This window comes from Pandoraea horticolens (assembly GCF_902459555.1).
Lineage (GTDB): Bacteria > Pseudomonadota > Gammaproteobacteria > Burkholderiales > Burkholderiaceae > Pandoraea > Pandoraea horticolens.
In genome coordinates, this window is sequence record NZ_CABPSM010000022.1 from 37,409 (window position 1) to 63,862 (window position 26,454).

The 26,454-nt window shown below is 63.0% G+C and carries 26 protein-coding genes; 17 read left to right on the top strand and 9 right to left on the bottom strand.

Annotated features, from left to right (window positions below; genetic code table 11):
- Positions 1–63: 63 nt before the first annotated feature.
- Positions 64–945, bottom strand: coding sequence for an isocitrate lyase/PEP mutase family protein (locus tag PHO31112_RS24180; protein WP_246178531.1), 882 nt, complete (start codon positions 943–945; stop codon positions 64–66).
- Between the two features lie 319 nt (positions 946–1,264).
- Here PHO31112_RS24180 and PHO31112_RS24185 point away from each other — a divergent pair, with 319 nt between their 5' ends.
- The 4 genes from PHO31112_RS24185 to mnmH are packed head-to-tail and all read left to right on the top strand — an operon-like array spanning position 1,265 to position 4,949.
- Positions 1,265–1,846 carry a cytochrome b gene (locus tag PHO31112_RS24185; protein WP_150623916.1) on the top strand — a complete coding sequence of 194 codons (582 nt, stop codon included), beginning with the start codon at positions 1,265–1,267 and terminating at the stop codon, positions 1,844–1,846.
- A complete protein-coding gene (locus tag PHO31112_RS24190) occupies positions 1,843–3,348 on the top strand; it encodes a glycosyltransferase family 2 protein (protein WP_150623866.1) in 1,506 nt (501 codons plus the stop codon). Before PHO31112_RS24185 ends, PHO31112_RS24190 begins: the two co-directional genes overlap by 4 nt.
- Positions 3,349–3,372: 24 nt before the next feature.
- Positions 3,373–3,849 (top strand): hypothetical protein, encoded by a 477-nt coding sequence (locus PHO31112_RS24195; protein ID WP_150623868.1) that lies wholly within the window; start codon positions 3,373–3,375, stop codon positions 3,847–3,849.
- Complete coding sequence (gene mnmH, locus PHO31112_RS24200; protein ID WP_150623870.1) at positions 3,846–4,949, top strand: tRNA 2-selenouridine(34) synthase MnmH; 1,104 nt, start codon at positions 3,846–3,848, stop codon at positions 4,947–4,949. Before PHO31112_RS24195 ends, mnmH begins: the two co-directional genes overlap by 4 nt.
- On the opposite strand, the gene PHO31112_RS24205 is transcribed toward mnmH, so the two are convergent.
- On the bottom strand, positions 4,885–5,718 hold the full coding sequence (locus PHO31112_RS24205; RefSeq protein WP_150623873.1) for an AraC family transcriptional regulator: 834 nt from the start codon (positions 5,716–5,718) through the stop codon (positions 4,885–4,887). The genes mnmH and PHO31112_RS24205 overlap by 65 nt on opposite strands.
- A gap of 147 nt (positions 5,719–5,865) precedes the next feature.
- Here PHO31112_RS24205 and PHO31112_RS24210 point away from each other — a divergent pair, with 147 nt between their 5' ends.
- Positions 5,866–6,807, top strand: a complete 942-nt coding sequence (locus PHO31112_RS24210) for a helix-turn-helix transcriptional regulator (protein WP_174995864.1) — start codon at positions 5,866–5,868, stop codon at positions 6,805–6,807.
- Positions 6,808–6,869: 62 nt separating this feature from the next.
- Here the strand turns inward: PHO31112_RS24210 and PHO31112_RS24215 are convergent, their stop codons facing one another.
- The 5 genes from PHO31112_RS24215 to PHO31112_RS24235 all read right to left on the bottom strand — a co-directional run bounded on the left by PHO31112_RS24215 (position 6,870) and on the right by PHO31112_RS24235 (position 12,162).
- Complete coding sequence (locus PHO31112_RS24215; RefSeq protein ID WP_174995865.1) at positions 6,870–7,997, bottom strand: porin; 1,128 nt, start codon at positions 7,995–7,997, stop codon at positions 6,870–6,872.
- A 99-nt stretch (positions 7,998–8,096) separates the two neighbouring features.
- On the bottom strand, positions 8,097–8,558 hold the full coding sequence (locus PHO31112_RS24220; RefSeq protein WP_150623879.1) for a RidA family protein: 462 nt from the start codon (positions 8,556–8,558) through the stop codon (positions 8,097–8,099).
- Positions 8,559–8,564: 6 nt separating this feature from the next.
- Positions 8,565–9,659: an aminotransferase class V-fold PLP-dependent enzyme gene (locus PHO31112_RS24225; RefSeq protein WP_150623881.1), complete on the bottom strand. Its 1,095-nt coding sequence runs from the start codon at positions 9,657–9,659 to the stop codon at positions 8,565–8,567.
- Positions 9,656–10,975: an APC family permease gene (locus PHO31112_RS24230; RefSeq protein WP_150623883.1), complete on the bottom strand. Its 1,320-nt coding sequence runs from the start codon at positions 10,973–10,975 to the stop codon at positions 9,656–9,658. Before PHO31112_RS24230 ends, PHO31112_RS24225 begins: the two co-directional genes overlap by 4 nt.
- A gap of 296 nt (positions 10,976–11,271) precedes the next feature.
- On the bottom strand, positions 11,272–12,162 hold the full coding sequence (locus PHO31112_RS24235; RefSeq protein ID WP_246178532.1) for a LysR substrate-binding domain-containing protein: 891 nt from the start codon (positions 12,160–12,162) through the stop codon (positions 11,272–11,274).
- Positions 12,163–12,334: 172 nt separating this feature from the next.
- Between PHO31112_RS24235 and PHO31112_RS24240 the strand changes: the two genes are divergently transcribed.
- From PHO31112_RS24240 to PHO31112_RS24280, 9 genes are all read left to right on the top strand, one after another.
- Positions 12,335–13,399 (top strand): ABC transporter substrate-binding protein, encoded by a 1,065-nt coding sequence (locus PHO31112_RS24240; protein ID WP_150623888.1) that lies wholly within the window; start codon positions 12,335–12,337, stop codon positions 13,397–13,399.
- A gap of 22 nt (positions 13,400–13,421) precedes the next feature.
- Positions 13,422–14,519: an ABC transporter ATP-binding protein gene (locus PHO31112_RS24245; RefSeq protein ID WP_150623890.1), complete on the top strand. Its 1,098-nt coding sequence runs from the start codon at positions 13,422–13,424 to the stop codon at positions 14,517–14,519.
- A complete protein-coding gene (locus PHO31112_RS24250) occupies positions 14,516–15,454 on the top strand; it encodes an ABC transporter permease (protein WP_246178535.1) in 939 nt (312 codons plus the stop codon). Before PHO31112_RS24245 ends, PHO31112_RS24250 begins: the two co-directional genes overlap by 4 nt.
- A 12-nt stretch (positions 15,455–15,466) precedes the next feature.
- Positions 15,467–16,282: an ABC transporter permease gene (locus tag PHO31112_RS24255; RefSeq protein ID WP_150623891.1), complete on the top strand. Its 816-nt coding sequence runs from the start codon at positions 15,467–15,469 to the stop codon at positions 16,280–16,282.
- Positions 16,283–16,285: 3 nt separating this feature from the next.
- Positions 16,286–17,386, top strand: a complete 1,101-nt coding sequence (locus PHO31112_RS24260) for an NAD(P)/FAD-dependent oxidoreductase (RefSeq protein WP_150623892.1) — start codon at positions 16,286–16,288, stop codon at positions 17,384–17,386.
- The gene (locus PHO31112_RS24265; protein ID WP_150623893.1) at positions 17,364–17,672 is read left to right on the top strand and encodes a (2Fe-2S)-binding protein; all 309 of its coding nucleotides are present in this window, start codon (positions 17,364–17,366) and stop codon (positions 17,670–17,672) included. The genes PHO31112_RS24260 and PHO31112_RS24265 overlap by 23 nt, the downstream gene beginning before the upstream one ends.
- The gene (locus PHO31112_RS24270) at positions 17,669–19,102 is read left to right on the top strand and encodes an FAD/NAD(P)-dependent oxidoreductase (RefSeq protein WP_150623894.1); all 1,434 of its coding nucleotides are present in this window, start codon (positions 17,669–17,671) and stop codon (positions 19,100–19,102) included. The genes PHO31112_RS24265 and PHO31112_RS24270 overlap by 4 nt, the downstream gene beginning before the upstream one ends.
- Before the next feature lie 58 nt (positions 19,103–19,160).
- A complete protein-coding gene (locus tag PHO31112_RS24275) occupies positions 19,161–19,517 on the top strand; it encodes a RidA family protein (RefSeq protein ID WP_150623895.1) in 357 nt (118 codons plus the stop codon).
- A 297-nt stretch (positions 19,518–19,814) separates the two neighbouring features.
- Positions 19,815–20,846: a GGDEF domain-containing protein gene (locus tag PHO31112_RS24280; protein ID WP_174995866.1), complete on the top strand. Its 1,032-nt coding sequence runs from the start codon at positions 19,815–19,817 to the stop codon at positions 20,844–20,846.
- A 39-nt stretch (positions 20,847–20,885) separates the two neighbouring features.
- Here the strand turns inward: PHO31112_RS24280 and PHO31112_RS24285 are convergent, their stop codons facing one another.
- Together PHO31112_RS24285 and panV are read right to left on the bottom strand one after the other, a co-directional pair.
- Positions 20,886–21,503: a GNAT family N-acetyltransferase gene (locus PHO31112_RS24285; RefSeq protein WP_246178536.1), complete on the bottom strand. Its 618-nt coding sequence runs from the start codon at positions 21,501–21,503 to the stop codon at positions 20,886–20,888.
- 114 nt (positions 21,504–21,617) lie between these two features.
- Positions 21,618–22,289: a pandorabactin biosynthesis transcriptional regulator PanV gene (gene panV / locus PHO31112_RS24290; RefSeq protein WP_150623897.1), complete on the bottom strand. Its 672-nt coding sequence runs from the start codon at positions 22,287–22,289 to the stop codon at positions 21,618–21,620.
- 334 nt (positions 22,290–22,623) lie between these two features.
- Here panV and PHO31112_RS24295 point away from each other — a divergent pair, with 334 nt between their 5' ends.
- The 3 genes from PHO31112_RS24295 (at position 22,624) to PHO31112_RS24305 (ending at position 26,434) form a co-directional block, all read left to right on the top strand.
- Entirely contained in the window at positions 22,624–24,597 is a 1,974-nt protein-coding gene (locus PHO31112_RS24295) for an AMP-dependent synthetase/ligase (protein ID WP_150623898.1), read from the top strand.
- Between the two features lie 63 nt (positions 24,598–24,660).
- Positions 24,661–25,467 carry an ABC transporter ATP-binding protein gene (locus PHO31112_RS24300; protein WP_150623899.1) on the top strand — a complete coding sequence of 269 codons (807 nt, stop codon included), beginning with the start codon at positions 24,661–24,663 and terminating at the stop codon, positions 25,465–25,467.
- A gap of 52 nt (positions 25,468–25,519) precedes the next feature.
- Positions 25,520–26,434 (top strand): branched-chain amino acid ABC transporter permease, encoded by a 915-nt coding sequence (locus tag PHO31112_RS24305; protein WP_150623900.1) that lies wholly within the window; start codon positions 25,520–25,522, stop codon positions 26,432–26,434.
- Positions 26,435–26,454 lie beyond the last annotated feature (20 nt).

Here is a 26,454-nt window from a genome sequence, read left to right on the forward strand (position 1 = left end):
CATCGGCTGACAGCGAATTGTCCGGGGACAGGCGCGCCACGTCTATCGACGAAAAGTCACTGGTCATGTACCTGCCGCGCCGGTTGCCGTCATGCCCGGCGTATGGACAATCCCTGGGGATGGCTCGCCCGGCCGGAACAGTCCGTTGAGCGTCGCACCGCTGGCTGCGTCTTCGAAGCCGTCGAAGCGGCCTTCGGCAAGTGCCGTCGCCGCTCGAATGAAGCCGCCCCATGCGGCGCGGGCAAGGGCGCCGCCGACGCTCACGCGTCGCACCCCAAGGTCGGCCAGATCTTGCAACGTCAGCGGCGACGTCGCCCCGATCAGCACATTTACGGGTTTGGGCGCGACGGCCGCGACAACGGCCCGGATTTGCTCGACCGACTGAATACCCGGCGCATACAGGCAATCGGCACCCGCTTCGGCATAGGCTCGCAGGCGCGCGATGGTGTCGTCCAGATCGGGCACGCCGGCGAAGAAATTCTCCGCACGGCCAATGAGGAGCGTGTCGCCACCGGTCTCGTCGATGGCGCGGCGGGCGGCCTTCATGCGCGCGACGGCTTCGTCGAGCGGGAAGAGCGGCGCGTTGACGCTGCCGGTCGAGTCTTCGATCGACAACCCGGCAACGCCGGTTGCCACAGCCATCTTGACGCTCTGCGCCACGTCATCGGGCGTTTTGCCGAAGCCGCTTTCGAAGTCGGCGTTGACCGGCAGATCGGTGGCGTCGACCAGGGTTCGCAAATGTGCGAGTACCGTGTCGCGCGTCACGCCGTTGTCGGGATGCCCCGTCGACCAGGCAAACCCCGAACTGGTCGAGGCGATGGCCTTGAAGCCGGCGTGTTCGAGATACCGGGCGCTGCCGGCGTCCCACGGATTCGGGATCACAAAGCAACCGGCGAGGTGGAGTTTGCGAAAGGCGGCGCGTTTTTCTGCGGTGCTGTGTGGCATGGCATGTCTCCTTGATGGGGGCGCAGTTCCTTGCACGCTGCGCGCGGAATTCACGATCATCGCGGTTTTGCGCGGGGCTCGCAAGGCAGGCCAGGGGCATGTGAGGCGTAAGTCGACTGCCAGACGTTTTTCGTATGTCGAACCGGGATAGAGGGCTGCGCATTCGCTGTAACCGGCCGTAACAACCATTTTTTGCGGCAGCACGGGAATAAGCACGATTCAACTCGCGTTATGCAATCATCTCCACTGTATTTTCAGGATGTCCGACGTGAGTTCTTCACCTCCCCCAGTTTCTTCCGTGTCTGCACGCAAGCCCGGCATGACGTTGTATGAAGACGCCAGGTACACCCGTGTGGCGATGCTGCTGCATTGGGCTGTCGCATTGCTGATGCTCGGCAACGTCGCCATCGGTCAGACAATCGCGTTGCTGTCCGATGCCACGCTCGAGAAGATCGACGTGCGCTTCTGGATCGATCTCCACAAGTCCATCGGCATCACCGTGCTGGGCTTCGCGATCCTGCGCATTCTGTGGCGTGCGACGCACCGTCCGCCGGCACTCTCGCAAGTCTTTGCTTCGTGGGAGCGTGCGGCCGCGCATCTGGTGCATTGGTTGCTGTATGTCGCCATCTTCGCGCTGCCGCTCTCGGGCTGGGCGCATGACTCGGCGTGGGTGGCGGCATCGACGCACCCATTGATGCTGTTCGGCAGCGTGCCGTTTCCACGCATGGATTTTCTGATGGCGATGAACGATGCGAGCAAGGACTCCTGGCACGAACTGCTGGGCAACGTTCACACCTACTGTGCCTACAGCTTGTACGTGCTGCTGGCATTGCATATCGGCGGTGCGCTCAAGCATCAGTGGATCGATCGCCACCCGGTGCTCGGCCGGATGCTGCCATGAACGCCGACATGACGATGAAAGCGTCGCGGCTCGACGCGGCACGCGAGGCGCACTCGCCGCGCTTCACGCTGCCGCCGACGCCGTTCGCGAGTTGGCTCGTGCATACCGGTGTGGCGGTGTTGTGGTGCCTGTTGTTCGCGCAGGCGTTCTTCCTCAAGGGGGTGTTCGCCTGGGGGACCGGGGTGGCCTACGTCGTATATGACACGGCGCTGCTCGCGTTCGTGTTCTGGCAGGCGTGGCGTCTGATGCGTCCCGATCCCGAAGAGACAGCGGTCCTGGCGAGTCACGATGCCGCCAACGTTCGGTTGACGCTCGGCGTCGTGGTCGCGGCTCACAACGAGGCGGCAGCACTGCCGGTGACGTTGCGTGCGCTCATGGCGGGTCGCAAGGTGCCCGACGCCATTGTCATCGCCGACGACGGATCGCAGGATGGCACGGTCGCGCTGCTTACCGGCGAGTACGGTCTCACGGACCCCGGCCTGGGGGGCCTCAGCGCGCCGAGCCGCCGCGACTCGAATCTGCGATGGCTGCGCGTGCCGCACGGTGGCAAGGCGCGCGCACTCAACGCGGCGCTGGTCGGCATGGAGACGGACATCGTGATGACGGTCGATGCCGACACGTTGCTCGACGTCGGCGCGTGTGCCGCGATGCACGACGCGTTTGCGCGTCGCCCGAAGTTGGTGGCTGCGACCGGTGTGCTCACCCCGGTGTGCGGCAACACGGCGAGCGGGCGTGTGTTGCAGTTTTTCCAGACGTACGAGTACATCCGCAACTTCGTCTCGCGCTTTGCCTGGATGCGCGCAGACGGCCTGCTGCTGATCTCGGGGGCGTTTGGCTGTTTCCGCCGCAAGGCAGTGCTGGCCGTGGGCGGATTCGACCCGGCGTGCCTGGTCGAGGATTACGAACTGATCCATCGCCTGCGCCGTTATTCGGTCACGCATGGGCGAGGATGGGAGGTTCGCGTGGTGGGAGGTGCGCAGGCGATCACCGATGCGCCGGGCACGCTGACGAGTTTCCTGCGTCAACGCCGTCGTTGGTTTGCGGGGTTTCTCCAGACGCAATATTGGTATCGCGATATGGTCGGCAACGGCCGTTACGGCAATCTGGGACGTTGGATGCTGCCGGTGAAGGCGTTCGACGCGCTTCAGCCGATCTATGGTCTTACCGCTTTCGCGCTGCTCGTGACGTTCGTGTGCGAGGGGCATTACGGTGTGGTGCTGCCGGTGTCGGGCATCATCCTTGGCAAGATCGTGCTCGATCTCGGCTTTCATCTCTGGTCGGTACACGCCTATCGGCGCTGGACCGGGCACCGCACGGGCACGAGCCTCGGGCTGGCGTTTTTCGCAGCCGTGCTGGAGCCGTTTTCGTTCCAGTTGATGCGTCACGCGGGGGCGGCGCTGGGGTGGGGCCATTTCCTCACCGGACGCCAACGTTGGGGTGTTCAGGTGCGACGCGGTATTCTGTCGGGCGAGCGCGGGACGGAGGTGTCCCGCGACAGGTGACTTTCCGGCAGTGTTCTTTTTCCGATGATTCGATCTTCGATGTGGTTGGCCATGGTGGGGGTGCTCGGCGGCGCGGTGAGTGCCGGGTGCAGTGCGCCTGAGCGCAGGCCGTCCGGCCCCGACTATGCGGCGCTGGGAGGCGCGGCTGAAGTGCGCGGCGACTGGGATGGCGCGCGACGGGCCTTCGGGCAGGCGGTACTGGTGGCCGATCAATCGGGCTGGCCGGCATCGCAACGCGCGGCCATTCACTTCGACTTCGGCCGGGCGCTGGGTTCGCTCGGTCGCATGGAGGCGGCGCGCAAGGTGCCGTACGCATACGTCGAGCTACTCGACGATTACGCGTTGGCGTTGGGCGGCGCGGGCGATGCCGAAGCCGCCACCCGCATCATCGACCGTGCGGCGAAGATACGCGCCGGTCTGGCCGATGCGCCACCGGGGCAGGCGAGTTCGCGCACACCGTACGGCACGCATTGTGGCCAACTGGCGGCGGGGGCGCGATGAACTTCCTCCGCGTTCCTCTGGAAAGCGCCGGTGACTTCGACGAAATCATCGACGTTCGTACCCCGCTCGAATTCGCTGACGACCACATCCCCGGCGCCATCAATGCGCCGGTGCTCAGCAACGAGGAACGGGTGATCGTCGGCACGATGTACAAGCAGGTGTCCCCGTTCGATGCCTCGCGCGTGGGCGCGGCCATGGTCGCGCGCAACATCGCCACCCATCTTGAGACGACTTTCGCCGACCGGCCGCGCAATTGGCGAGCGCTCGTCTATTGTTGGCGAGGCGGCATGCGTTCCGAATCGATGACCGTCATCATGAACAAGATCGGCTGGCGTGCACGCCAGCTCGAAGGCGGTTACAAGACCTACCGGCGTGATGTCGTGGCGTCGCTCGACGCGCTGCCGCCGACGCTCGATTACATCGTGCTGGCGGGGCACACGGGCAGCGGCAAGACTCGGCTGCTGCATGCGCTGGCCGAAGCAGGGGCACAGGCACTCGATCTCGAGGCGCTTGCCATGCATCGTGGTTCCGTGCTCGGCGCGATGCCGGACGTGCCGCAGCCCTCGCAGAAATCGTTCGATACCTCGTTGATCGGCGCGTTGCGTGGTTTCGATCCCAAGCGGCCGGTGTTCGTCGAAGCGGAGAGCCGCCGGATCGGACGCATTACGCTGCCCGAGTCGCTGATGACTTCGCTGCGCGGCTCGACGGTCTGTGTCGAGGTGAGCGTTTCTCTCGAAGAGCGTGTCGATCTGTTGCTGCAGGAGTACGGCCATCTGTTGGCGTTGCCGGGCCACTTCCGCACACAACTGCTTCGGCTGGTGCCGCTTCACGGACGCGCTGTCATCGATCAATGGCTTGCGATGTTCGATGCCGGACAGCAACGAGAACTCTCGGAAGCGCTCATCACCAGACATTACGATCCCGCGTATTCGCGAAGCGCTCGAAAGATGCTGCCGGGGCTGGCGACAGCCATCCCGTTCGGGTTCCATCCGGGGGCGCAAGACCTGCGCGGGCAGGCGCAGGCCTTGCTCGCACTCACTTCACCAGCAGACAGATCCGGGTGCGCAACTGGGCCGGAGGCGTCGAGCGGGGATCGTTGAGATATTGCTCGAACATCGGGAAGTCGGCGGGCTCCAGGCCACTGTTCGGCAGCCATTCCGAAAAGAGCCACTGATAAGGCCGATTCATCTCGTTATACGGCCCGGTGTACGTCAATACAGCACAGCGCCCGGCGGGAATCTCGAAGCGTTCCAGATCCTTGCCGACATCGGCGTTAGCGGGCACGGACACGCCCGCTAATGAACGCAATTGTTCGACGGGTACCTGTTCGGGATCGTCGAGGTAGACCCCGAATCCGGTGGCGTCGGGGTGGGCCAGCCCGTGGGCCGATGCGAGCATGAATGCGCGCACGAACACGGAGCCGATTTCCTGATAGCTGCCGCTGTGCTTGAGCACGGCGAGGGTTGTGGCGGGGAACGACTCGACGGCGATCGGATACATGGTGAGCTCCTTGGGATCGATGGGTCCGGAGCGAGCGTCGCGGTAGCGTCCCGGCGGCATGCCGAAGAACGCGCCGAAGGCCCGGTTGAAGGCCGCATCCGACGCATAGCCGGCCCGCGACGCCACAACACGCATCGAATCCTCAGACCCGGCCAATGCCACGGCCGCACGATGCATGCGAATGCGCTGCATCGTGGCGTTCACCGTCTCACCGAGCAATGCGCGGTAGATCCGGTGAAAGTGATACGGCGACAGACATGCCAACTCCGCGAGGTGGTACAGATCCGGCGTACTGTCCGGATGACTGGCAAGCCATGCCAGCACGGGCTCCATGCGTTGGGCATATCGAAGACGGGTCTCGGGTTTCATTTGCGCTCCTTGGACGCCAATGTATCGTCGGGCGATTTGCCGATTTTGCGATTTATGGGGTCGGGCTATCGGTGCCGGCCGATAGGGTAGCAAACGATGCGAGGGGACGCTAACCGCTCGCCGTGGAGTCGACTGCTGCGGGAACCCGTGAAGATCGTCGTAGAATGGCAGATCCTTCGCGCCGCCGGTTCCGAATCCACGCGCGATGTCACAACGTCAGGTGATCCAGCCTTGAAAAGCCAAACGACCGAGTTCGTCATCACTGAAAAAAACGTCGATGCGCAGGACGAAGAACAGCGAATCATCGATGTGCTTGCCTCCGTCCTGGAAGGGCTGGGCAGCGTGGTCGGATCGAATACCGAACTGATTTTGCACGACCTGCGCCATCCGGATCACTCGACAGTGGCGCTCGTCAATGGCCATGTCACGGGCAGGCGCATCGGTGATCCCATTATCGCGGCGCCGGTCGAAGACAAGGGCTTCGATTTGCTGCTTCGAAAGCGGCCTGCGCCGCAACCCATGACGTCGACCATCGCGCAATATCAATCGCGCACGCGCGACGGCCGTGAGCTTGCTTCGACCACGGTGTTGCTGCGCAATCGGAAGGGCCAACCGTTCGCCTCGGTGTGTGCCAATGCCGATCTCACTGAATTCCAGATGCTCGCGGCGGTGTTGGGGCGGCTTACCCCTCGGCAGGAAACGCCCAAAGCGACCGAGCCACCGGAGCATCCTACAGTCGACGATCTGATAGAAGACATCATCGCGGGCGCGATGGCGACCGTGGGTAAACCGGTGACCCTGATGGACAAGGCTCAGAAGGTGCGCGTGGTGGCAGAACTGCAGCGTCGTGGCCTGTTTATGATCAAGGGGGCCGCCGATCGCGTTGCCGCCGCGTTGCGCGTCACGCGCTTTACTGTCTACAACTATCTCGACGCGTTGAGTGACCCTGCAGAGGGCCGCGACGTCGCCAAGCGAAGTGGTGCGGGCAAGGCAGAGGGCAGCGGTGGCGCGGGCAAGCCCCCTCCCAAAACACGCAAGGTTGCGGCAAAGCCATCACCAAGCGCGCGCGGCCGCAGCCATTCGCGTTGAAGTGGGCTGACGCCTGCCGGCCGGGTCGTTGCCAGACCGATGGGCGTTGATGCCTTGTGCGCTCAGAATCGATGACGCATGCCCAGACCCGCCCCCGTGCGCGTGCTACGACCGCCAAACGTGAAGATGGGGCTATTCGGATCGGTCACTGAGCCCCCACTCAGCCAATTGCGATCGACAGTGGCGTAGACATCCGTTCGTTTCGAAAGAGCGTAGTCGACTAGCGCGTAGGTGGTCCGGATCTTGCCGCTGTCGCCGCCGTTCAGATTTCGCACGTTATCCATCATGGCCCCTGCCGATAGGGTCCACGCAGGCGAGAACCGGTAGGTCATCCCGAGCGACACGTAGGCATCCACCCGGGCGGCGGTCTGCGTGCCGGAGCCCAATACGGTATTCGTGTTGGCGAGCAGGCTGGTGTTCGCGAGCGGCTGCCCGACGCTGCTGCCGGGCGAAAATCCGGCGTCACGTCGTGCGTTCAGGTACATCGCATAGACCGTTGCGGGACCGAAGTCATACTTCGCGCCGCCGCCGATGATGGTCAGCTTACGACTGGCGACATCGCGCGACTGGTGGGCGAGCACACCGATTTCCAGTCCCGCCTGATTGAACGTCAATCCGATGGCATTAGTGCTGCCCACGGCGGTGCTCCCTGCCTGATTACCGAATCCATGTTGCAGTTCGACGGTGAAGGCCCCGCGCGAGATCGAGTAGTCAACGGTGTTGTCGTAACGCACACCGATGATGCGCGGCAGATAGGCGTTCTCGATGTAGTTGCCGATGCCCAGCGCATCGAAGTCGCTCAACAGGCCAAACGGAATGCCATAGATGCGCCCGAACAGCAGGCGTCCCCAAGTCGGATTGGCTAACCCGACCCAAGCCTGGCGGCCGAACAACTGTCCCTGCTGATCGAACGTCCCATCGGAGGGCACGAACCCGCTCTCCAGCGTGAACATGGCCTTGGTTCCGTCGCCAAGGTCTTCGACCCCCTTGATGCCCCAGCGGCTTCCCTGAATTCCCCCGGACGTCATGGCGTACGTGTCGCCAACGCCATTCGCGCCCTTGACATTCGACGTGTAGCGCACACTCGCGTCGATTACCCCGTACAAAGTGACGTTGGACTGCGCCCGAACCACAGGCGCCACCGCAAGGCATGAAATACCGGCAAAGAACGCAGTCAGCGATGATTTCATCAAGGATTTCGATGCGATATTCATTTAGTTATCCTATTTAATAATGCTCGTCTTGTTTTCTGACGCTCCCCGTAAGGCGATGGGTTGGACTGCCCGAAATCAGTCAGGCGTCATCGCGGCGATCAGTTCGATTTCCACTGGGATGTTGAACGGCAGCGTGTAGACGCCGACGGCGCTGCGTGAATGGAGTCCGGCGCTGCCGAACAGCGAGATCAGCAGGTCGGACGCCCCGTTGACGACGATATGTTGACGATGAAAGTCGGCGGTGGAGCAAACAAAAGCCGTGAGTTTCACGATGCTCTCGATACGATCCAGCCCGCAGTAGTTGTGCAGTGCGGCTAGCGCGTTGAGGGCGGCCAGCCGGGCCGCCTGTGCGGCGCGCTCTTCCGTCACGTCTGCGCCGACGCGTCCGGTGATGATGGGTGTGAAGCCCTGCATCGGGCCTTGCCCCGAGACGTACAGCAGCCGCTCGTGCCGGGACACGGCGACATAAGACGCCGCAGGGGCGGGCGGGGCAGGAAGGACTAACGAAAGCGAGTGAAGTTTTTCGATGAGCGTCATGGTGGATCAGCAGGCAGTGCGCTGGACGGCGTCCAGATAGGTGTCGATGTCAGTCGGGCTTGTGTATAACCACGGTGATACCCGCAGACGCCCGTCGCGGACTTCGACGTCAATACCTAGTGCGCCAAGTCGCGTCTTGAGCGATTCGGCGTCATCGACGGCGAAGCTGGCAATGCCTGCCCGCGACGCGGGCGTGATGCAGGAGAATCCGAGCGCGGTCATCCCGCCGCACAATTGCGACATGCGAGCCTGAAGATACGTATGGATTGGGGCCCAACCCACGCGCTCGAGCCACGCTAGAGTGGCATCGAGCACATACAGAGCGGGATAGTTGACGTGCGCATAGCCAAGCGAGGCTGAGGGGGCCAGATTTGCATAGCCGCGCCAGGCTGGGCGCAGGCGTGCACTTGCCCGCCCGGACGTCCACAGCACGGCCAGCCCGAAGCCACTGATCAGCCATTTGAATACGGCGCCGCAGTAGACATCGGCGCAGCGGGCATCGAACGCGATGGCGCCCATTGCCTGGATGCCGTCGACCACGAGGAGGGCGTCGACTTCGCGGCATCGCGCGCTAATGCGGTGCAGGTCGACCGCTGTGCCGGTACTCCAATGCACGTGCGAGACGGCGACCACGCGCGTGTTCACCGTGATACCCGCACATAGTGCTGCGGTGCGCTGCGATTCGGTGTCCGTGACGATGTGCCGAACGACGGCCCCTTGTTGGCGCGCGCGATCCCAAGCCGAGATCACGGAGGGGAACTCATCGGCAAGCAGGACGATCTCGTCGCCACGGCTCCATGGCAGGCTATCCGCCACGAGATTGAGCGATGCCGTGGTGCTGTTGGTGAAATAGCAGTCGCCGGCCCGCCCCACGCCCAACATCGCACGCAGTCTCTGCTCGGCCGCCTTGGCGACACGTTGCCACTGATCGCGTCCGTTGATGCCCGCCTGTTTGGCCTGTTCGTAGAATGCCGCGGCAGCATCGCCTTGTCCCTTCCACGATAATCCCGCAGCGGCCGTATTCAGGTAGACGCGGGTCTGGCTGTAAGGGAACGCCCGGCGAATGGCGGCCAGATCGGCGTCGGTTGCGAGCGTGTTCATGCGCCACGCCCCACGGCGACGCGGCCTTTACGTTGGGCGAGAAGCCAGTAGATTGTGCCGACCATGCCCCAGACAAGCAGGATTGCGTACGGACGCCAATCCGTATCGACACCCACCGCGATGATGCCGAGCGCGAGCAACATGCCAAAGGCGGCGAGTCGTCCGATCGCCTGCTTGCCGATGCGGAATTTCGCCTCGGCGTGAAGCTCCGGGTGACGCGTGCTCAGGCGCAGTGCCGACCAGCAATTGCTGAAGTACTTGAGCATCGTCGGAATGTTCACGGCCAGAAACAGGAAGATCAGATCAGTGCCGAGAAAGAGTCCCAGCAGGCTGCACCCATAGACGACCGTCGTGGCGACATGCGGAGTTTGCCAGCGCGGGTGCACGCGAGCGAGAGCCGTCGGCAGTATGCCGTCGCGGCCCATTGCAAACAGGAAGCGCGTGAATGTCATGAATACCGCGTTGATGCTCGTGGAGATGGCAGTGACCGCGGCAAGAATCACGAGCGGCAAGTTGAACGCGCCGAGAAAATGTGCGCCTGCGTCGATGAGTGGGGCATCGCTCGCGGCGAGAGCGGGGGCGCCCATCACACCCAAGGCGACCGAGGAGACGGCAAGGTAGACCATGCCGCTCAGCCCCACAGCCCAGGCAATGCCGCGTCCGATGGCCGAACGCCCGTTGCGGATTTCCTCCCCCACTTCCGTCGCGCTCTCGATTCCCATGTAAAGCGTGATGAGCAACGGCAGCGAGGCGATCACACCACCCCAGCCGAAGCCGAGCGCTGGCTGGAAGTGGATGGCTTGTACGCTGCCGATCCCGGCGACGACGAAGACGGCGAAAGCCAACAGCTTGAGCAGCACGAGATAGCGCTCAAGACGAGCGGCGATGTGTACGCCGAAGAGGTTTGCCAAATAGAAGATGGTCATGATCGCGAACATCGCCGGCTTGTCGGGCACCGCCACAGCCTTGGACAGATACTTCACCATGACGAGCGCCAGCACCACGATGGCGCCGGTGTTACCGAGAATGCGCAGCCAGGCGACCATGAACCCCACGTAAGGGTGGACGAAGCGGGCAGGCCAGTCGTACGACGCTCCAGAGCGCGGAATGATCGACCCCATGTAGGCGTAGACCACCGCAAACACGATCATGGGCAGTGCGGCAATGAGCAGCGCAACGGGCATTCCGCTACCGGCAACTTTGGCGGCCGGGGCCATGACGGAGAAGATCGATACGCCGACGGCCGAACCGACGCCGATGGCAACCACATCGACGATGTCGATGCCTTTCTTTAGTTCTGAACCGGATGTGGACATGATGACTCCCAGAATTCCCGAACGCTCGCGGGGCAATGGATTGGCAAAGACAACGAAGCACGGCGCCATGTCTCGTTGTCGAATGCCGCAGAGTCTTCCACAGAAAATATAGGTGTTCAATAAAATGTTGAAATAATGGTTTTTCTTCAACATTTTGTTGATATCGGAATCCAGGCACCACGGGCGTTTCCGGGCGGTCTCGGGATTTACCCTGTCGTGGATGACTCTGTGCAGTCGAACGTGGCTCAGTCGTGTCGCTTTACGGGCACGATCGGTGTGAGCGCCGGGCCGCTGGCTCAGTCGCCGAACTGCTCGAGCATGCGCTGCTTCGTATAGTCGACGAAGGCTTTCGCGAGTTGCGAGGGCGGGTACTGCGTCGAGGTGACGAGCGAGAAGCCCGACAAGACGGTCGGCTCGAACGGCTTGACGACGACGCGTCCCGCCGCATACCGGGCCGTGATCTGATCGATGATCGCCACCCCCGCGCCGTGTTGCACCAGCACGCAAATCGCTGCGGACAATTGCGACTCCGCACTCATCACCCGGTCGATCTGCCGCTCGGCGAAGATGCGATCGATATACATCCGCCCGTCGAATTCCTTCGGATACGACACGAACGACTCGTCGCGCAAATCTTCGGGATGGATCACGTCGCGGTTTGCGAGACGATGGCCAAGCGGCAGGATGCACCGCATGGGGGCGCGATGCAGCGTCTCGACGTTTACGCCGGCATGGGTGAGCGGATGGGCGATGAAGCCGACGTCGCAACGGCGCCCGACCACCATATCCACCACGATGCTCGACGCGTGAATCAGCAGCGTGGTGCTGATGCCCGGATGTTCGCGCATGAAGCCGGTCAAGGTCGTCGGCAGGAATTCCAGCGCGAGGGCAGGCGCACCCGCAATATGCAGCGAGCCGCGCCGCAGCGACTTGATCTGCTCGGCGGTTTGCGCAATGCGGTCGATGCCCGCAAACGAGCGCTCCACTTCCTCGAACAGCACCAACGCTTCGGGCGTCGGGTTCAATCGGCCGTTGATCCGGTCGAATAAGGAAAACCCTACGTCGGCTTCCAGGTCGTTGATCAGGCGCGTGACCGCCGGTTGCGAGATGTGAAGCATGTCGGCCGCGCGGGTGACCGTCTGGCGCAGGATCAGCGCGCGAAATGCCTCCAACTGCCGGATCTTCATCGAAACCTCATCTGAACCATCCCATAACATTTGCGTATGGTTGGTTTAAAAAAAGTGATTTGACGGTGAGTGTGTCGAAAATGACTCTACGAAAACCACGCAATAGTTTGATTTTTTTTGTAATTCCGGGCCATAACATCACATAACACTGCATCACGCAAGGAGCTTCTCGATGAAGACTGTCGTTCCCCAAACGCTTCGCAAGCTTGGCCGCGCCGCCGTATCGATCGGTGCTGCCGGACTGGTATTCGGTGCCACAACCGCTCATGCCGACACGACACTGTATGTCGGCGCCTACGGCGGTTCGTTTGAACAGATGCTCAAGAAGGACGTCATTCCCGGTTTCGAACGGGCGAACCCTGGCACCAAGGTGGTGATCGTGCCGGGCGATTCGACGACGACCCTCGCCAAGCTCCAGGCGCAAAAGGGCAAGGCCGGCATGGACGTGGTCTTCCTGGACGACGGTCCGATGTATCAGGCCATCCAGATGGGCTTCTGCGGCAAGCTCGCCAACGCACCGGTCTATCAGGATCTTTACGACATCGCGAGATTCAAGAACGGCAACGCCGTGGCCGCCGGGCTGATCGCGACGGGGATCGCCTACAACACGCGTTTGTTCCAGTCGAAGGGCTGGCCCGCGCCGACATCGTGGAAAGAGCTTTCCGATCCGAAGTACAAGGGCAAGCTCGTGATGCCGAGCATCAAGAACACCTACGGCCTGCACGCGTTGCTCGTCGAATCGAAACTCAACGGTGGCAGCGACGCCAACATCGATCCGGGTTTCCGTGAAATGGAGAAGATCGCACCGAACGTGCTGTCGTTCGACCCGTCGCCGGGCAAGATCGCCGAGCTGTTCCAGGCGGATGAAGTCGGCATTGCCGTATGGGGCAACGGCCGCGTCCAGGCGCTGCGTCAGCAGGGTATCCCGGTCGAATTCGTGTATCCGAAGGAAGGCGCGGTAGCCCTCAGTATGGCAATGTGTGCAGTGGACAAATCGGCCAACGACGCGCTTGCGCAGAAGTTCATCCAGGCGATTCTCTCGCCGCAGACGCAAGCCATCCTCGCCGAAAGCCAGGGGGTTGCGCCGTCCAACAAGAAGACCCAACTGTCGATGGCTGTTGCGGCACGTGTGCCGTCGCCCGCGCAGATCGATAAGCTCGTCCGTGTCGACTGGGACATCGTCAACGCCAAGCGCGCCGAGTGGACGCAGCGCTGGAACCGTCAGATCGAGCGTTAAGGCGCAAGGGATCACAAGCGTCATGAGCACTCCATATTTGCGTCTCGAGCAACTCGGCAAACGCTTTGGCGACACCGTCGCGGTCGAGGGCGTCGATCTTTCGATCGAGCAGGGTGAATTCATCTCCCTGCTCGGCCCGTCCGGCTGCGGCAAAACCACCACGTTGCAGATGATCGCCGGGTTCGTCGCCCCGAGCACGGGTCGCATTCTGCTCGAGGGCCGCGACCTCACACCGGTGCCGCCGGAAAAACGTGGCCTCGGTATCGTGTTCCAGAGCTACGCGCTGTTTCCGCACATGACCGTGGCGCAGAACGTGGCTTTCGGGCTGGACATGCGCCGCGTCGACCCCGCGCGGAAGCAACGCCGTGTGCAGGACGCTCTGGAGCTGGTGCACCTCGGTCAGCATGCGCAGCGCTACCCCCGCGAACTCTCGGGCGGTCAGCGTCAGCGTGTGGCGCTCGCCAGGGCGCTGGTGATCGCGCCGCCCGTGCTGCTGCTCGACGAGCCGCTGTCGAACCTCGACGCGAAGCTGCGCGAGCAGATGCAGGATGAGTTGCGCGCCATTCAGCGCAAGGTCGGCACGACCACCATCATGGTCACGCACGATCAGGCCGAGGCGCTCGCCATCAGCGATCGCGTGGTGTTGCTCAACGCCGGACGTGTGGTGCGCATCGATACGCCGCACGACGTGTACGAAGACCCGCGCGCCACGTTCGCCGCGCATTTCATCGGGCAGACCAATCTCATCACCGGTCACCTCGACATGCACGGCGGCGTGGCCGTGCTCGATGCGCAAGGGCACCGGCTCGCCGTCTCGCCTGCGCACGCAGGCCCAGTGTTGGCGGGCGGCGCAAGGGGGGCGAAGGGGGCGAGTGGCCCGGCAACGTTCAGCCTGCGGCCCGAGCGCATTCGCCTGACGTCGGCGACGGCGGGCCGGCTCGCCGGCCGCGTGGGGCAGCGTAGTTTTCACGGCAATCACTGGGTGCTCACGGTGTCCACGGCGCTCGGTGAACTGCGAGTGCTCGTATCGAATGACGGTGTTGTCGCCGCGAACGATGGCGAGGCGGTGGGGCTCGATTGGGCCGATGACGCGCTGCGTCTCGTGCAGGAGGGCGCATGAACGCCGCGACGTCTAGGCCATCGGGCGTCCCCGCCGTGCCGGACACGAATGCGACTGCTGCGGTTTCACCCGAGATCGCCAGCCAGCGGCGGGCCGCCTGGGCGCTGGTCATGCCGGCGACGATTTATTTCCTCGTGCTGCTGGCGGTGCCGCTCGTACTGACGTTCGTGCTGAGCCTGCATGGTTTCGACCCGAATCTGGGCGGGATACTGCCGACAATCTCGTTGCAGCACTACGTCGACATTCTGACGGACAGCTATTTCTACGAGATATTCCTGCGCACGTTGCTGCTGTCCGTTGGTGTGACGCTGCTGTGTGTGCTGGTCGGCGTGCCCGAGGCGTATTTCCTGTTCCGCATGCGCGATCCGTGGCGCTCGCTCTGTCTGGTGCTGGTGCTCGGGCCGCTGCTGATCTCGGTCGTCGTGCGCACGCTCGGCTGGTCGATCCTGCTGGGGCGTGAAGGCCTGGTGAACACGGTGCTCGTGAAGTTGGGGCTCGTCGATCATCCGCTGCAGATGCTCTTCACGATGGGCGCGGTCACGGTGGCGCTTGTCCACGTGCTCGTGCCGCTCATGGTGCTGTCGGTGTGGACTTCGCTCACCCGGCTCGACCCGGCGGTGGCGCACGCCGCGCGCTCGCTCGGTGCGGGACGTGCGACGGTGATGTGGCGCGTGGTGCTGCCGCAGATCACGCCGGGCATTCTCTCGGGCAGCCTGATCGTGTTCGCACTGACGGCGAGCGCCTTCGCCACCCCTGCGCTCATTGGCGGGCGCCGCCTGAAAGTCGTGGCGACCACGGCTTACGACGAATTTCTCGGCACGCTGAACTGGCCGCTGGGCGCTGCCATCGCCATCGTGCTGCTGATCGTCAATGTAGCCATCATCAGCGGGTACAACCGCGCACTCGAGAAGCGCTTCACGCGCCGTCTCGGCTGAGGAGGAGGGCATATGAATCGGCAAGATCCTCAGTACGATCGTAACGGTGCGGCGGCGCTCGCGTTCCATGTGCTGTTCCTCGTCTTCATCCTCGCGCCGCTGGTCGTGGTGTGTCTGGTCGCGTTCACGCCGGACAACTTCCTGTCGATTCCGACGGCGCACTTTTCACTGCGTTGGTTTTCGTCGTTGATGAGCGACGAGGACTTCCAGTCGGCGCTGCGCACAAGTCTGTGGCTGGGCGTGACGTCGGCCAGCGTGTCGACGGCGTTGGCGGTGCCCACGGCGATGGGGCTGGCACGCTACCGGTTCCCGGGGCGGGATGCGATCAATTCATTCTTGCTCTCGCCGTTGATGATTCCGCCGGTGGTATTGGGCATTGCCTTCCTGCGGCTGTTCACGCTGCTCGACATGGGCGGATCGTTCGTGAGCCTCGTGGCTTGCCATGCGCTACTGATTTTCCCGTACGCGCTGCGCCTTATCATGTCGGCGCTCGTCGGGCAGGCCGATGAGGCGGAGCGTGCAGCGCGCTCGCTCGGCGCAGGACGCTGGACGACATTTCGCCGTATCACGCTGCCGGCGATTCTGCCGGGGGTGGCGGGCGGCTGGGTGCTGGCGTTCATCAACAGTTTCGACGAGCTCACGGCCACGATCTTCGTCACGTCGCCCACGACGATCACGCTGCCGGTGCGCATCTACATGAACATGAGCGAGACGGTCGATCCGAGTGTGGCGGCGATCTCGACGCTGCTTATCGGGCTGACGCTGGCGGTGATGCTGCTGCTCGATCGCATTTATGGGCTGAACAAGGTTCTGGTTGGAAATCACTAAAACATGCAAAAGACATACGATATCGCCGTCATAGGCGGTGGCCTCGTCGGCATGGCGATTGCCTACGGGCTCGCCAAACGCGGACAACGCGTCGTCGTTTGCGATGGCGAAGATAATTCGCTGCGTGCCGCACGCGGCAACTTCGGATTGGTCTGGGTGCAGGGTAAAGGCAGTACCTGCACGGACTATGCACGCTGGTCGTTGCACTCAGCCAACACATGGCAGGGCTTTGCCGACGAGCTGTTCGTGCGCACTGGCGTGCCTGTCGGCTTTCAGCGGCCCGGTGGCTTCAACATCGCGCAAACACCGGAGGAACTGGCGGTCAAGGTCGAAAGCATGCGCAAGTTGCAGGAAGCCGAGCCTGCGCTGGTGTACGAGGTGCTCGATCATGACGCGCTGGCCGAGCGCCTGCCGGCAATCGGTCCCGACGTGGCGGGCGGCATTTATTCCCCGAACGACGGTCACGTCAGCCCGCTGTACACGTTGCGCGCACTGTTCGCCGCATTTGAACAGGCGGGCGGCGAGTATGCGCCGAACGGGCGCGTGACCGACATTCGTCAGGTCGGCAGCGCGTTTCGCGTGAGCACGGGCGATACGTCGTTCGACGCCGGGCGCGTAGTGCTTGCCGCCGGTCTCGGCAATCGCGATCTCGCGCCGATGGTGGGACTGAGCGCTCCGGTCAAGCCGCTGCGCGGCCAGATTCTCGTGACCGAGCGCGTCAAACCGTTTCTCTCGTACCCCACGATCTATGTGCGTCAAACCGTCGAGGGTTCGGTGATGCTCGGCGACTCGGCCGAAGACGTGGGCTTCAACGATGGCGTGACACCGGACGTGCTCGCGGATATCGCGCGGCGTGGCATCGCGCCGTTCCCTTTGCTAAAGAACGTGCGCGTGGTGCGCGCCTGGGGGGCATTGCGCGTAATGACGGCCGACGGTCTGCCGATCTACGAGGCCTCCGAGGCTTGCCCGGGCGCGTTCCTCGCGACCTGCCACAGCGGTGTGACGCTGGCCGCTGCCCATTGTGAAACCATCGCGCCATGGATTCTCGGCGCGCCGCGTCCCGCGCTTCTGGATCATTTCTATGCCAAACGTTTCGCTGCTTAAGTCGCTGGCGCGCAAGGATAGCGCGACGGTACGGATGTTCATCGAGGGCACCCCGGTCGACGTACCGACCGACATGAATGTGGCCGCCGCCTTGCTTTTGGCGGGCGTGACGGCTTGCCGGACCACGCCCGTGACGGGCAGCGAGCGTGCGCCGTTCTGCATGATGGGCGTGTGTTTCGACTGTCTCGTGGAGATCGACGGTGTGCCGAACCGGCAGGGGTGCATGACGCCCGTGCGTGAGGGCATGCGGGTGCGTCGAATGGATGGTGCGAGGAGTGTGGCATGAGCACGAAGATCGTGGATTTGTTGGTGATTGGTGCCGGCCCCGCAGGGTTGGCGGCGGCATTGGAGGCAAAGCGTCACGGGCTTGCACCGCTGGTGGTCGATGAAAACGGGTTACCCGGTGGTCAGATCTATCGCAACGTCAGCCGCTCGCCACTGGCCGACCCAGCGGTGCTCGGGCCGGACTATCTGCGTGGACGTGCGCTCGTCGATGCGTTCACCGACGCCGGCATCGCCTATTGGCCGCAGACGCTCGCCTGGCAGATCGGCGGGGACAGACGGGTGTCCGTTACGCGGCAGGGCGCGGGCGGCGGAACGCTGCAAATCGAAGCCGGCGCCATCGTGCTTGCGAGCGGTGCGCAGGAGCGGCCGTTCCCGATTCCCGGTTGGACGCTGCCCGGTGTCATGGGCGTGGGCGCGGCGCAAACGCTGCTCAAGGCGTCGGCGCTGGTGCCCGATTCGCCTGCGGTGCTGGCCGGGTGTGGCCCGTTGCTCTATCTGTTTGCGTGGCAACTCATCAATGCCGGTGTTCCAGTGCGTGCCATTCTCGATACGGCCGAACTCAGCGGGCGACGCGACGCCTTGCGTCACGCAGGCGGGGCCTTGCGGGCGCCGTCGTACCTGATGAAGGGTTTCAAGCTGCTGCGTGCGATTCGTGCAGCGGGTGTGCAGCACGTCAAGCATGTCGAGGCGTTGCGTGTGATCGGTTCCACGCAGGCCGAAGGCATCGAGTATGTCGTGGCTGGCCGCACGGCGCGCATCGACACGGCGCTGGTGCTGCTGCATCAGGGCGTGATTCCGAATACGCAGGTCACGCGCTCGATCGGTTGCGAGCACGAGTGGGACGAGGCGCAGTTGTGCTGGCGTCCGAAGACCGATGCCTGGGGCGAGACGAGTCTGCCGGGCATTTTCGTGGCCGGTGACGGCGCGGGGATTGGCGGGGCGCTGGCCGCAGAGCCGTCGGGGCGGCTTGCGGCCGTGCAGGCCGCCGTGAAGCTTGGCAAGCTCGACAACGCGAAGCGCGACTCTCGCGCGCTTTCCCTGCGCCGCGAGCTGTCGGCGCACACGGCGATTCGACCGTTTCTCGACGCGCTGTACCGGCCGGCCCAGGCCTTCCGCGCACCGGCAGACGACGGCACCATCGTGTGCCGTTGCGAAGAGGTGACGGCGGGAGACGTGCGCCGCATGGCGGGGCTGGGCTGTGTCGGCCCGAACCAGACGAAGAGTTTTTCGCGTTGCGGCATGGGCCCGTGTCAGGGCCGCTTCTGCGGCCTGACGGTCGCGGAGCTGCTGGCGCAAGCCCAGGGCTGCGCGGTGCCGGAAGTCGGTTACTACCGGATCCGTCCGCCGATCAAGCCGGTCACGCTGGGCGAGTTGGCCACCGCGGTCGAGGCCCCCGAATTCCTGAGCGAGCGCGCAGGCTTCCCCAAGTAGGTGAGGTGGGCTCGCGCCTCTCACCTGCTTCTTTTTATTCTCTTTGGAGACGTGGTTAATGAGCGATATTCAACGCCATCACACGAATGCACGGATGAGCCGTGTCGTGGTGCATAACGGAACGATCTACATCGGCGGCCAGACGGCCGACGATCGCAGTCAGGACATCACCGGGCAGACGCAGCAGGTGCTCGCGAAGATCGACGGGTATCTGAAGGATGCCGGTATCGATAAGTCGCGTCTGCTGTCGGCACAGGTCTGGCTCAAGGACATCGAGTCCGATTTCGCCGGCATGAACGCCGTGTGGGACGCCTGGACGAGCCCGGGCAATACACCCACGCGTGCCACCGTCGAGTCGCGTCTGGCGGCCGCCGACCTGCTCGTAGAGATTGCCGTGATTGCCGCCGCGAAGTAATCGGCAACACCGAACGTCGTTTGCATTTTGGGCCCGCGATTGTCCGCGGGCCTTTTTTATGAGGCGTGCCCCCTGAATTTCGTGATGCTCAGGTAAATGCATTGGTGAATTTAATACGTTCGTTGGTTGACGTTGTGCATGGTTCGAGAGAAGGTGGCACAGGCATAATGCGCAGGCCGCCAGGCGAAGCCACTTTCCTAAACCGATGACGCCTCAGACGTTGGCGAAATGACGGACCAATCGACAGACCAGGCCACACGTTCCAAATCTCAAAGGGGACGAGACTTCTCGCGTCGTGTGCTAGGCCTGCGCAGTCTGGGCTGCGCGCTGAGCGCCATCGCCGTTTTCACGGTGTTTCAATATACGGGCGCGTCGCACCTCGCCTATGGCGTGTGGGCCCTCAACGCCTTCCTCTGGCCGGCCTTTGCCCATGTCATCGCCATGTCGGCGGCCGATCCGGTCGCGGCGGAGCGTCGCAACCTGTTGTGCGATTCCGCATTCGGCGGGGGCTGGGTGGTGGCGATGCACTTCAGCGGCGTACCGTCGGCCGTGCTGATCTCGGTGTTGCTGATGCACAATGCGTCGGCAGGGGGCTACCGGCTGCTGCGCGATGGCATTCTGAGCATGATGGCCGGCGGCGTACTTACCGGCACCATCATCGGTTTCGTGTTCAAGACCGAGATCGAATTCCCGGAGTTGCTGGCGAGCCTGCCGCTGCTGCTGATCTATCCGACGCTCGTCGGGATGACCAGCTTTCGGCTGGCGAAGCGGCTTTCGAAAAGTGAGCGCGCATTACGCCGGATCAGCGATCAGGACGATCTGACGTCGCTGCTCAATCGCCGATCGTGGATGCGGGCGTTGACGAGTTGCTATGCCGACAAACGGACCGGCAGGTCAGGGACGGCAAGCATTGCGCTGATCGATATCGATGGGTTCAAGGAGATCAACGACCTCCATGGGCATCTCCAGGGCGATTCGCTGATTCGAATTCTCTCCGATGTGTTGTCGAGAGAATTGGGCCGTCACGACGTGATCGGCCGTTACGGCGGTGACGAGTTCTGCGTGCTGTTCGACGGGCAAGCCGCCGAGAAGGCGCGCAAGAAGCTGGAGCGGGTGTGTGCAGTGTTTGCCGAAGCCACCCGGGGGCTCGACACGTCTGGCAGCGTTACCCTGAGCGTTGGTGTCGCCAATTTCGACGGGGATCTCGTCTCGCCGACTGCTTGGCTGGCACTGGCCGACGGCGCACTCTACTCGGCCAAACGCTCGGGAAAGGACTGTGTCGTGATTGCGCGTGCCGGCAGCAGTTTCGAAGGGGCGGTGCTCAGGTAACGTCGCGGCGCCTATGGGTGGCGGGGCGGCGCTCGCCGATCAGGCGGCAGGCCCGCACCCGAGCCTGCCTTCCAGCGCGGCCTTCACCTCGGACCACTCGTCGTCGATGATGCTAAAGCGCACCGAGTTGCGCTTGCGCCCGTCGGGCATGATGCGTTCGTGACGAACGATGCCCTCCTGCTTGGCACCGATGCGCAGGATGGCGGCTCTGGACTTCTCGTTCAGTTCGTCGGTCGTGAATTGCACGCGAACGCATTGCAGCGTCTCGAACGCGAACGTGAGCAGGAGATACTTGGCTTCGGTGTTGATGCTCGATCGTTGGACGGACTCGCTCAGCCACGTATGGCCGATCTCCAGCTTTCGGTGGGTCCGGTCGATCTTCCAGAACCGGGTGCTGCCGAAGACCTTCCCGGTCGCTCTCGACACGATCACGAACGGTATGACCGTGCCGTCTTCGCGGCCCTGCAAAGCCTTGTCGACGTAACTATCGACCGTCTCCGGACCCGGCACGACAGTGACTTTCAAATTCCACAGTTCACCGTCCGTGGCTGCGGCGAGAAGCGCCGGTGCGTGGCGGGCTTCGAGGGGATGGAGTTCGACGCTGCTGCCAACCAGCGTGGGCCGCATTGCGTCAGGCTTGGGATCGGTCGAGGACATGGGGACGCGCTCGGGTGACGGGACTGCCTGCAAAACGTCGATTTTGCCCTGAGTGCCCTACGGCGACAAGATAATGGCCGTTGACCGTGGGCCGCAGGTAATGCGCCGCCGCGCCTACATCCCGAATTCGCGCAACCCCTCCAGATCGAGAATCGTCAGCACGCCATAGTCCACCTTCACCAGTCCGGCTTGCTCCAACACCTTGAGCGCGAGGTTGACACGCTGACGCGACACGCCGGCGAGATAACTCAGTTCTTCCTGCGAAATCTGCACGGTGTTGTCGTCGGAGGGGTACAGGTTCGGATTGAACATCGACGAGAGCGAACGCGCGACACGGGCATCGGTGTCGAGCAAGCGTTCGTGCTCGACGGCGGCAATGAACTGACCGAGACGTTCATTGAGCTGAAGCGTCAGAAAGCGGTTGAACGGAATGCTGGTATCGAGCAACCAGTCGAAGGTGGCAATCGGCATGTGAGCGACGACCGAGTCGCGCAGCGCCATCACGTCGTATTTCCGGATCTCGCGCTTGAGTACCGACCCTTCGCCGAACCATGCGCCCGCAGGTACGCCCGTAAACGTCACGGACTTTCCGCTGGCCGACGCCGTCGCAATCTTCACCAAACCTTCGATGACACCGAACCAGGCGTGCGTGGGGTCGCCCTTGCGGCACACGTAGCCGCCGTTCTCGACAGGCCGCACCTGAATTTCCGCCACCACGCGTTCGCGCTGTGCTGGCGTCAGTCCTTGCGCCCATACGCTGCGCTGCAACAGGGTTTCGAGCGACATATAGGGATTTTCCCTTGATTGTCATCCGGGTGACAAATCCGCCGTGAGCCATGAGGTATCTTCGCCTTGCCTGGCAGCGCCGAGACAAGCATTCATGGCGGTTCGTACACGACGCCGAAGCACAAGTATAGAAGCTGCCGACTGCCGGGCATAGCCGTTGTCGCTCCGTATTGCAGACTTTCGCAGACTCAAGCAGGTCACCGAATAAAAGCGTCGTTCGGAGACGCGACTCGCAATAAAGAACTAGAGAGCGTGCCACACGCACGCGCGCCGACCGAGCCACGCCACTTCCCCTCGACAACCGTCGAATCGTGGCGAGACACAGGAGACAGGCATGCAGGAGCGGACCACTTTCCCGCGTTTATTGCTGGCCCACGCCGCAACGCGCGGCGCCCGCACGGCGTATCGGGAAAAAGATCTGGGAATCTGGCAAAGCTGGAGCTGGCAGGAGGCCGCGCATGAAGTCCGAATGCTGGCTTGCGCGCTGGCGGCAGCCGGATTCAAGCGAGGCGACAACCTCGCCATCGTCGGCAATAATCGCGTGCGCCTGTATTGGGCGATGACGGCGGCACAAGCGCTGGGTGGCGTAGCCGTACCGTTGTATCAAGACGCCGTTGCGGCGGAAATGATCCACGTGCTCGAAGACGCCGAAATCGATTTCGCCATCGTCGAAGACCAGGAGCAAGTCGACAAGCTGCTCGAGCTGCGTGAGCACGTGACGCGCCTGTCGCACATCATCTACGAAGACCCGCGAGGGCTGCGCAATTACGACGCCGCAGGTTTGCAGTCGTATGCCGCAGCGGTGGAGCAGGGCCGCGACTTCAACGCCAGACATCCGCGCTACTTTGACGATGCGGTGGCGAGCGTCGATCCGGACGACACGGCGACGATTCTCTACACGTCGGGTACGACGGGTAAGCCCAAGGGCGTTTGCCATTCGCACGCCGGTCTGATCGGCGCCGCATTTCACGGCAGCACCTTCGATAGACTCGCCCCCGGCGACGAGGTGCTGTCGTACCTGCCTATGGCATGGGTGGGCGATCATCTGTTTTCCTATGCACAGGCTTTGGTAGCGGGCTTCACCGTCAATTGCCCAGAATCGCCCGAGACGGTCGCCACGGACATGCGCGAGATCGGGCCGACTTACTACTTCGCGCCGCCGCGCGTCTATGAAAACGTGCTTACGCAAGTGATGATCCGCATGGAAGACGCGAATCGTTTCAAGCGAAAGATGTTCGCGCATTTCATGGACGTGGCGAACCGGTGCGGTGCGGCGGTACTCGACCGGCGTCCGGTGCCGCTGCTCGACAGGCTGCAATACGCGCTGGGCAATCTTTGCGTGTACGGGCCGCTGCGCAACACGCTCGGCATGAGCCGGATTCGCACGGCCTATACCGCCGGGGAAGCCATCGGCCCGGATCTGTTCCGCTTCTATCGCGCAATCGGCATCAACCTGAAGCAGTTCTACGGACAGACGGAGACGTGTGCGTACGTCTGTCTGCAACCGGACCGTCAGGTGCGATTCGACAGCGTGGGGCCGGTGGCGCCGGGCATGGAAATCAAGATCGCCGACAACGGGGAAGTGCTGGTGCGCGGTGTGGGATTGCTCAAAGAGTATTACAAGCGGCCCGACGCCACGCGCGAAGCCCTCGACGAGGCCGGGTACTTCCGTACGGGCGACGCCGGCATCATCGACGAAGACGGTCATTTGCGCATCATCGATCGTGCCAAAGACGTGGGCAAACTCGCTTGTGGATCGTTGTTTGCACCGAAGTACATCGAGAACAAGCTCAAGTTCTTCGCGTACATAAAGGAAGCGGTCGCGTTTGGCGATGGACGCGATGGCGTGTGCGCGTTCGTCAACATCGACATGGACGCTGTGGGCAATTGGGCAGAGAGGCAAAGCCTCGCCTATGCGGGGTATGTCGACCTCGCCACCCACCCACGTGTTGCCGAACTTATTCTGGGGTGTGTGGATGCCGTGAATGCGGATCTTGCCAAGGAGCCGGCATTCTCGGCGGCACAGATTCGGCGCTTCGTGATCCTGCATAAGGAACTGGACCCGGACGACGACGAACTCACCCGCACGCGCAAGGTGCGGCGCGCATTCATCGCGCAGAAGTACGACGTGATGATCGATGCGTTCTATTCGGGAAAGTCGACGCAGTTCATCGAGACGCGCGTGAAGTTCGAGGATGGGCGAGAGGGCAGTGTGAGCGCCACGCTCACGATACATCCCGCGCGCGTGCTCGGTGCCCGCTCGCCTGTCGACGACCCTGCGCCTGTGAAATTGCGCTGCGCCGCCTGACATTCGCAACGGCTCCTCATCGGAACTCAGCCAGGCATTGCCTGGTACTTCGCAGGAGAAGGCATGAACGACAACCGCAAAACCGGCGACATCCTGCTCGATTTGCAGCACATCAGTCTGTCGTTTGGTGGCGTGAAGGCGTTGACGGACATCTCGTTCAACGTTCGGGAGCACGAGGTCCGCGCGATCATCGGCCCGAACGGTGCGGGCAAGAGTTCGATGCTCAACGTCATTAATGGCGTCTACCACCCGCAGCAAGGCACGATTGTTTTCCGGGGGCAGGTCAGGCAGCGCATGCATCCGACATCGGCCGCGCGTCAGGGCGTGGCGCGCACGTTTCAGAACATCGCGTTGTTCAAGGGCATGACGGTGCTCGACAACATCATGACGGGACGCAACACCCGGATGCGCTCGGGGCTGCTTGCCAGCGCAATCTGGTGGGGGCATGCGCGCCGGGAGGAAATGGCCAATCGCGCCAAGGTCGAGGAGATCATCGATTTCCTCGAAATTCAGCACATCCGCAAGACACCGGTCGGACGGCTGCCGTATGGCCTGCAAAAGCGCGTCGAGCTGGCGCGCGCGCTCGCAGCCGAGCCGGAGCTGCTGCTGCTCGACGAGCCGATGGCCGGTATGAACCTCGAAGAGAAGCGCGACATGTGCCGCTTCATTCTGGAAGTCAACGAAGAGTTCGGCACGACGATCGTGCTGATCGAGCACGACATGGGCGTGGTGATGGATATCTCCGATCGGGTCGTAGTGCTCGATTACGGCAAGAAGATCGGCGACGGCACGCCTGCCGAGGTCAGAGACGATCCGGAGGTCATTCGTGCCTATCTGGGCGCCGCACAGGGCATGCCCGCTGCGGCATGACAGGTAGAGGGTAACCGGCGGTCGGCGACGCGCTGGCAACTTGGAGACATCGATGCAGTTCTTTCTGGAAATCCTGATCGGCGGGTTGCTCTCGGGGGTGATGTATTCGCTCGTTGCGCTCGGTTTTGTGTTGATCTTCAAGGCGTCCGGCGTATTCAATTTCGCGCAGGGCGCGATGGTGTATTTCGCAGCGCTCTCGGTGGTTGGGTTGATGGAGCGCGGCTTGCCACTCTGGCTGGCCGCCATCGGCGCGTTCGGCGTCATGGTGCTGGTCGGTGCCGCCACGGAGCGTTTCGTGCTGCGAAAGCTGGTGAACCAGTCACCCATCACGTTGTTCATGGCGACCATCGGCCTCTCGTTCTTCCTCGAAGGACTGGCGCCACTGCTGTGGGGCAACGAGGTGCGCCCGCTGTCGCTGGGCATTGTCGATGAGCCGATCGCATCGATCATGGATTCGACGGGGGTGCTCGTCAGCAGCTTCGATCTGGCCGCAGCGGGCATTGCGGCTGTGCTGGTGGCGCTGCTCGCGCTGTTCTTCAAGGCGACGAGCATTGGCCGCGCGCTGCGTGCGGTGGCCGACGATCATCAGGCAGCGCTCTCGCTGGGCATTCCGTTGCAGCGGATCTGGGTGGTGGTGTGGAGCGTCTCGGGGTTCGTCGCGCTGGTGGCCGGCATGCTCTGGGGCTCGCGCAACGGCGTTCAGTTTGCTCTCACGATGACTGCGCTCAAGGCGCTGCCCGTGTTGATCCTGGGTGGCTTCACGTCGATCCCCGGCGCGATTGTCGGCGGGTTGATTATCGGCGCGGCGGAAAAGCTCGCGGAGATCTACGTGCCGCAATTGTTGCAAAGCCAGTTTGGCGGGAATTTCGGGGGCATCGAAGGCTGGTTCCCGTACGTCTTCGCACTGTTGTTCCTGCTGGTTCGCCCAGAAGGGTTGTTCGGCGAGCGGCATATCGATCGGGTCTGAGCGGCCGGTATTCCACTCGG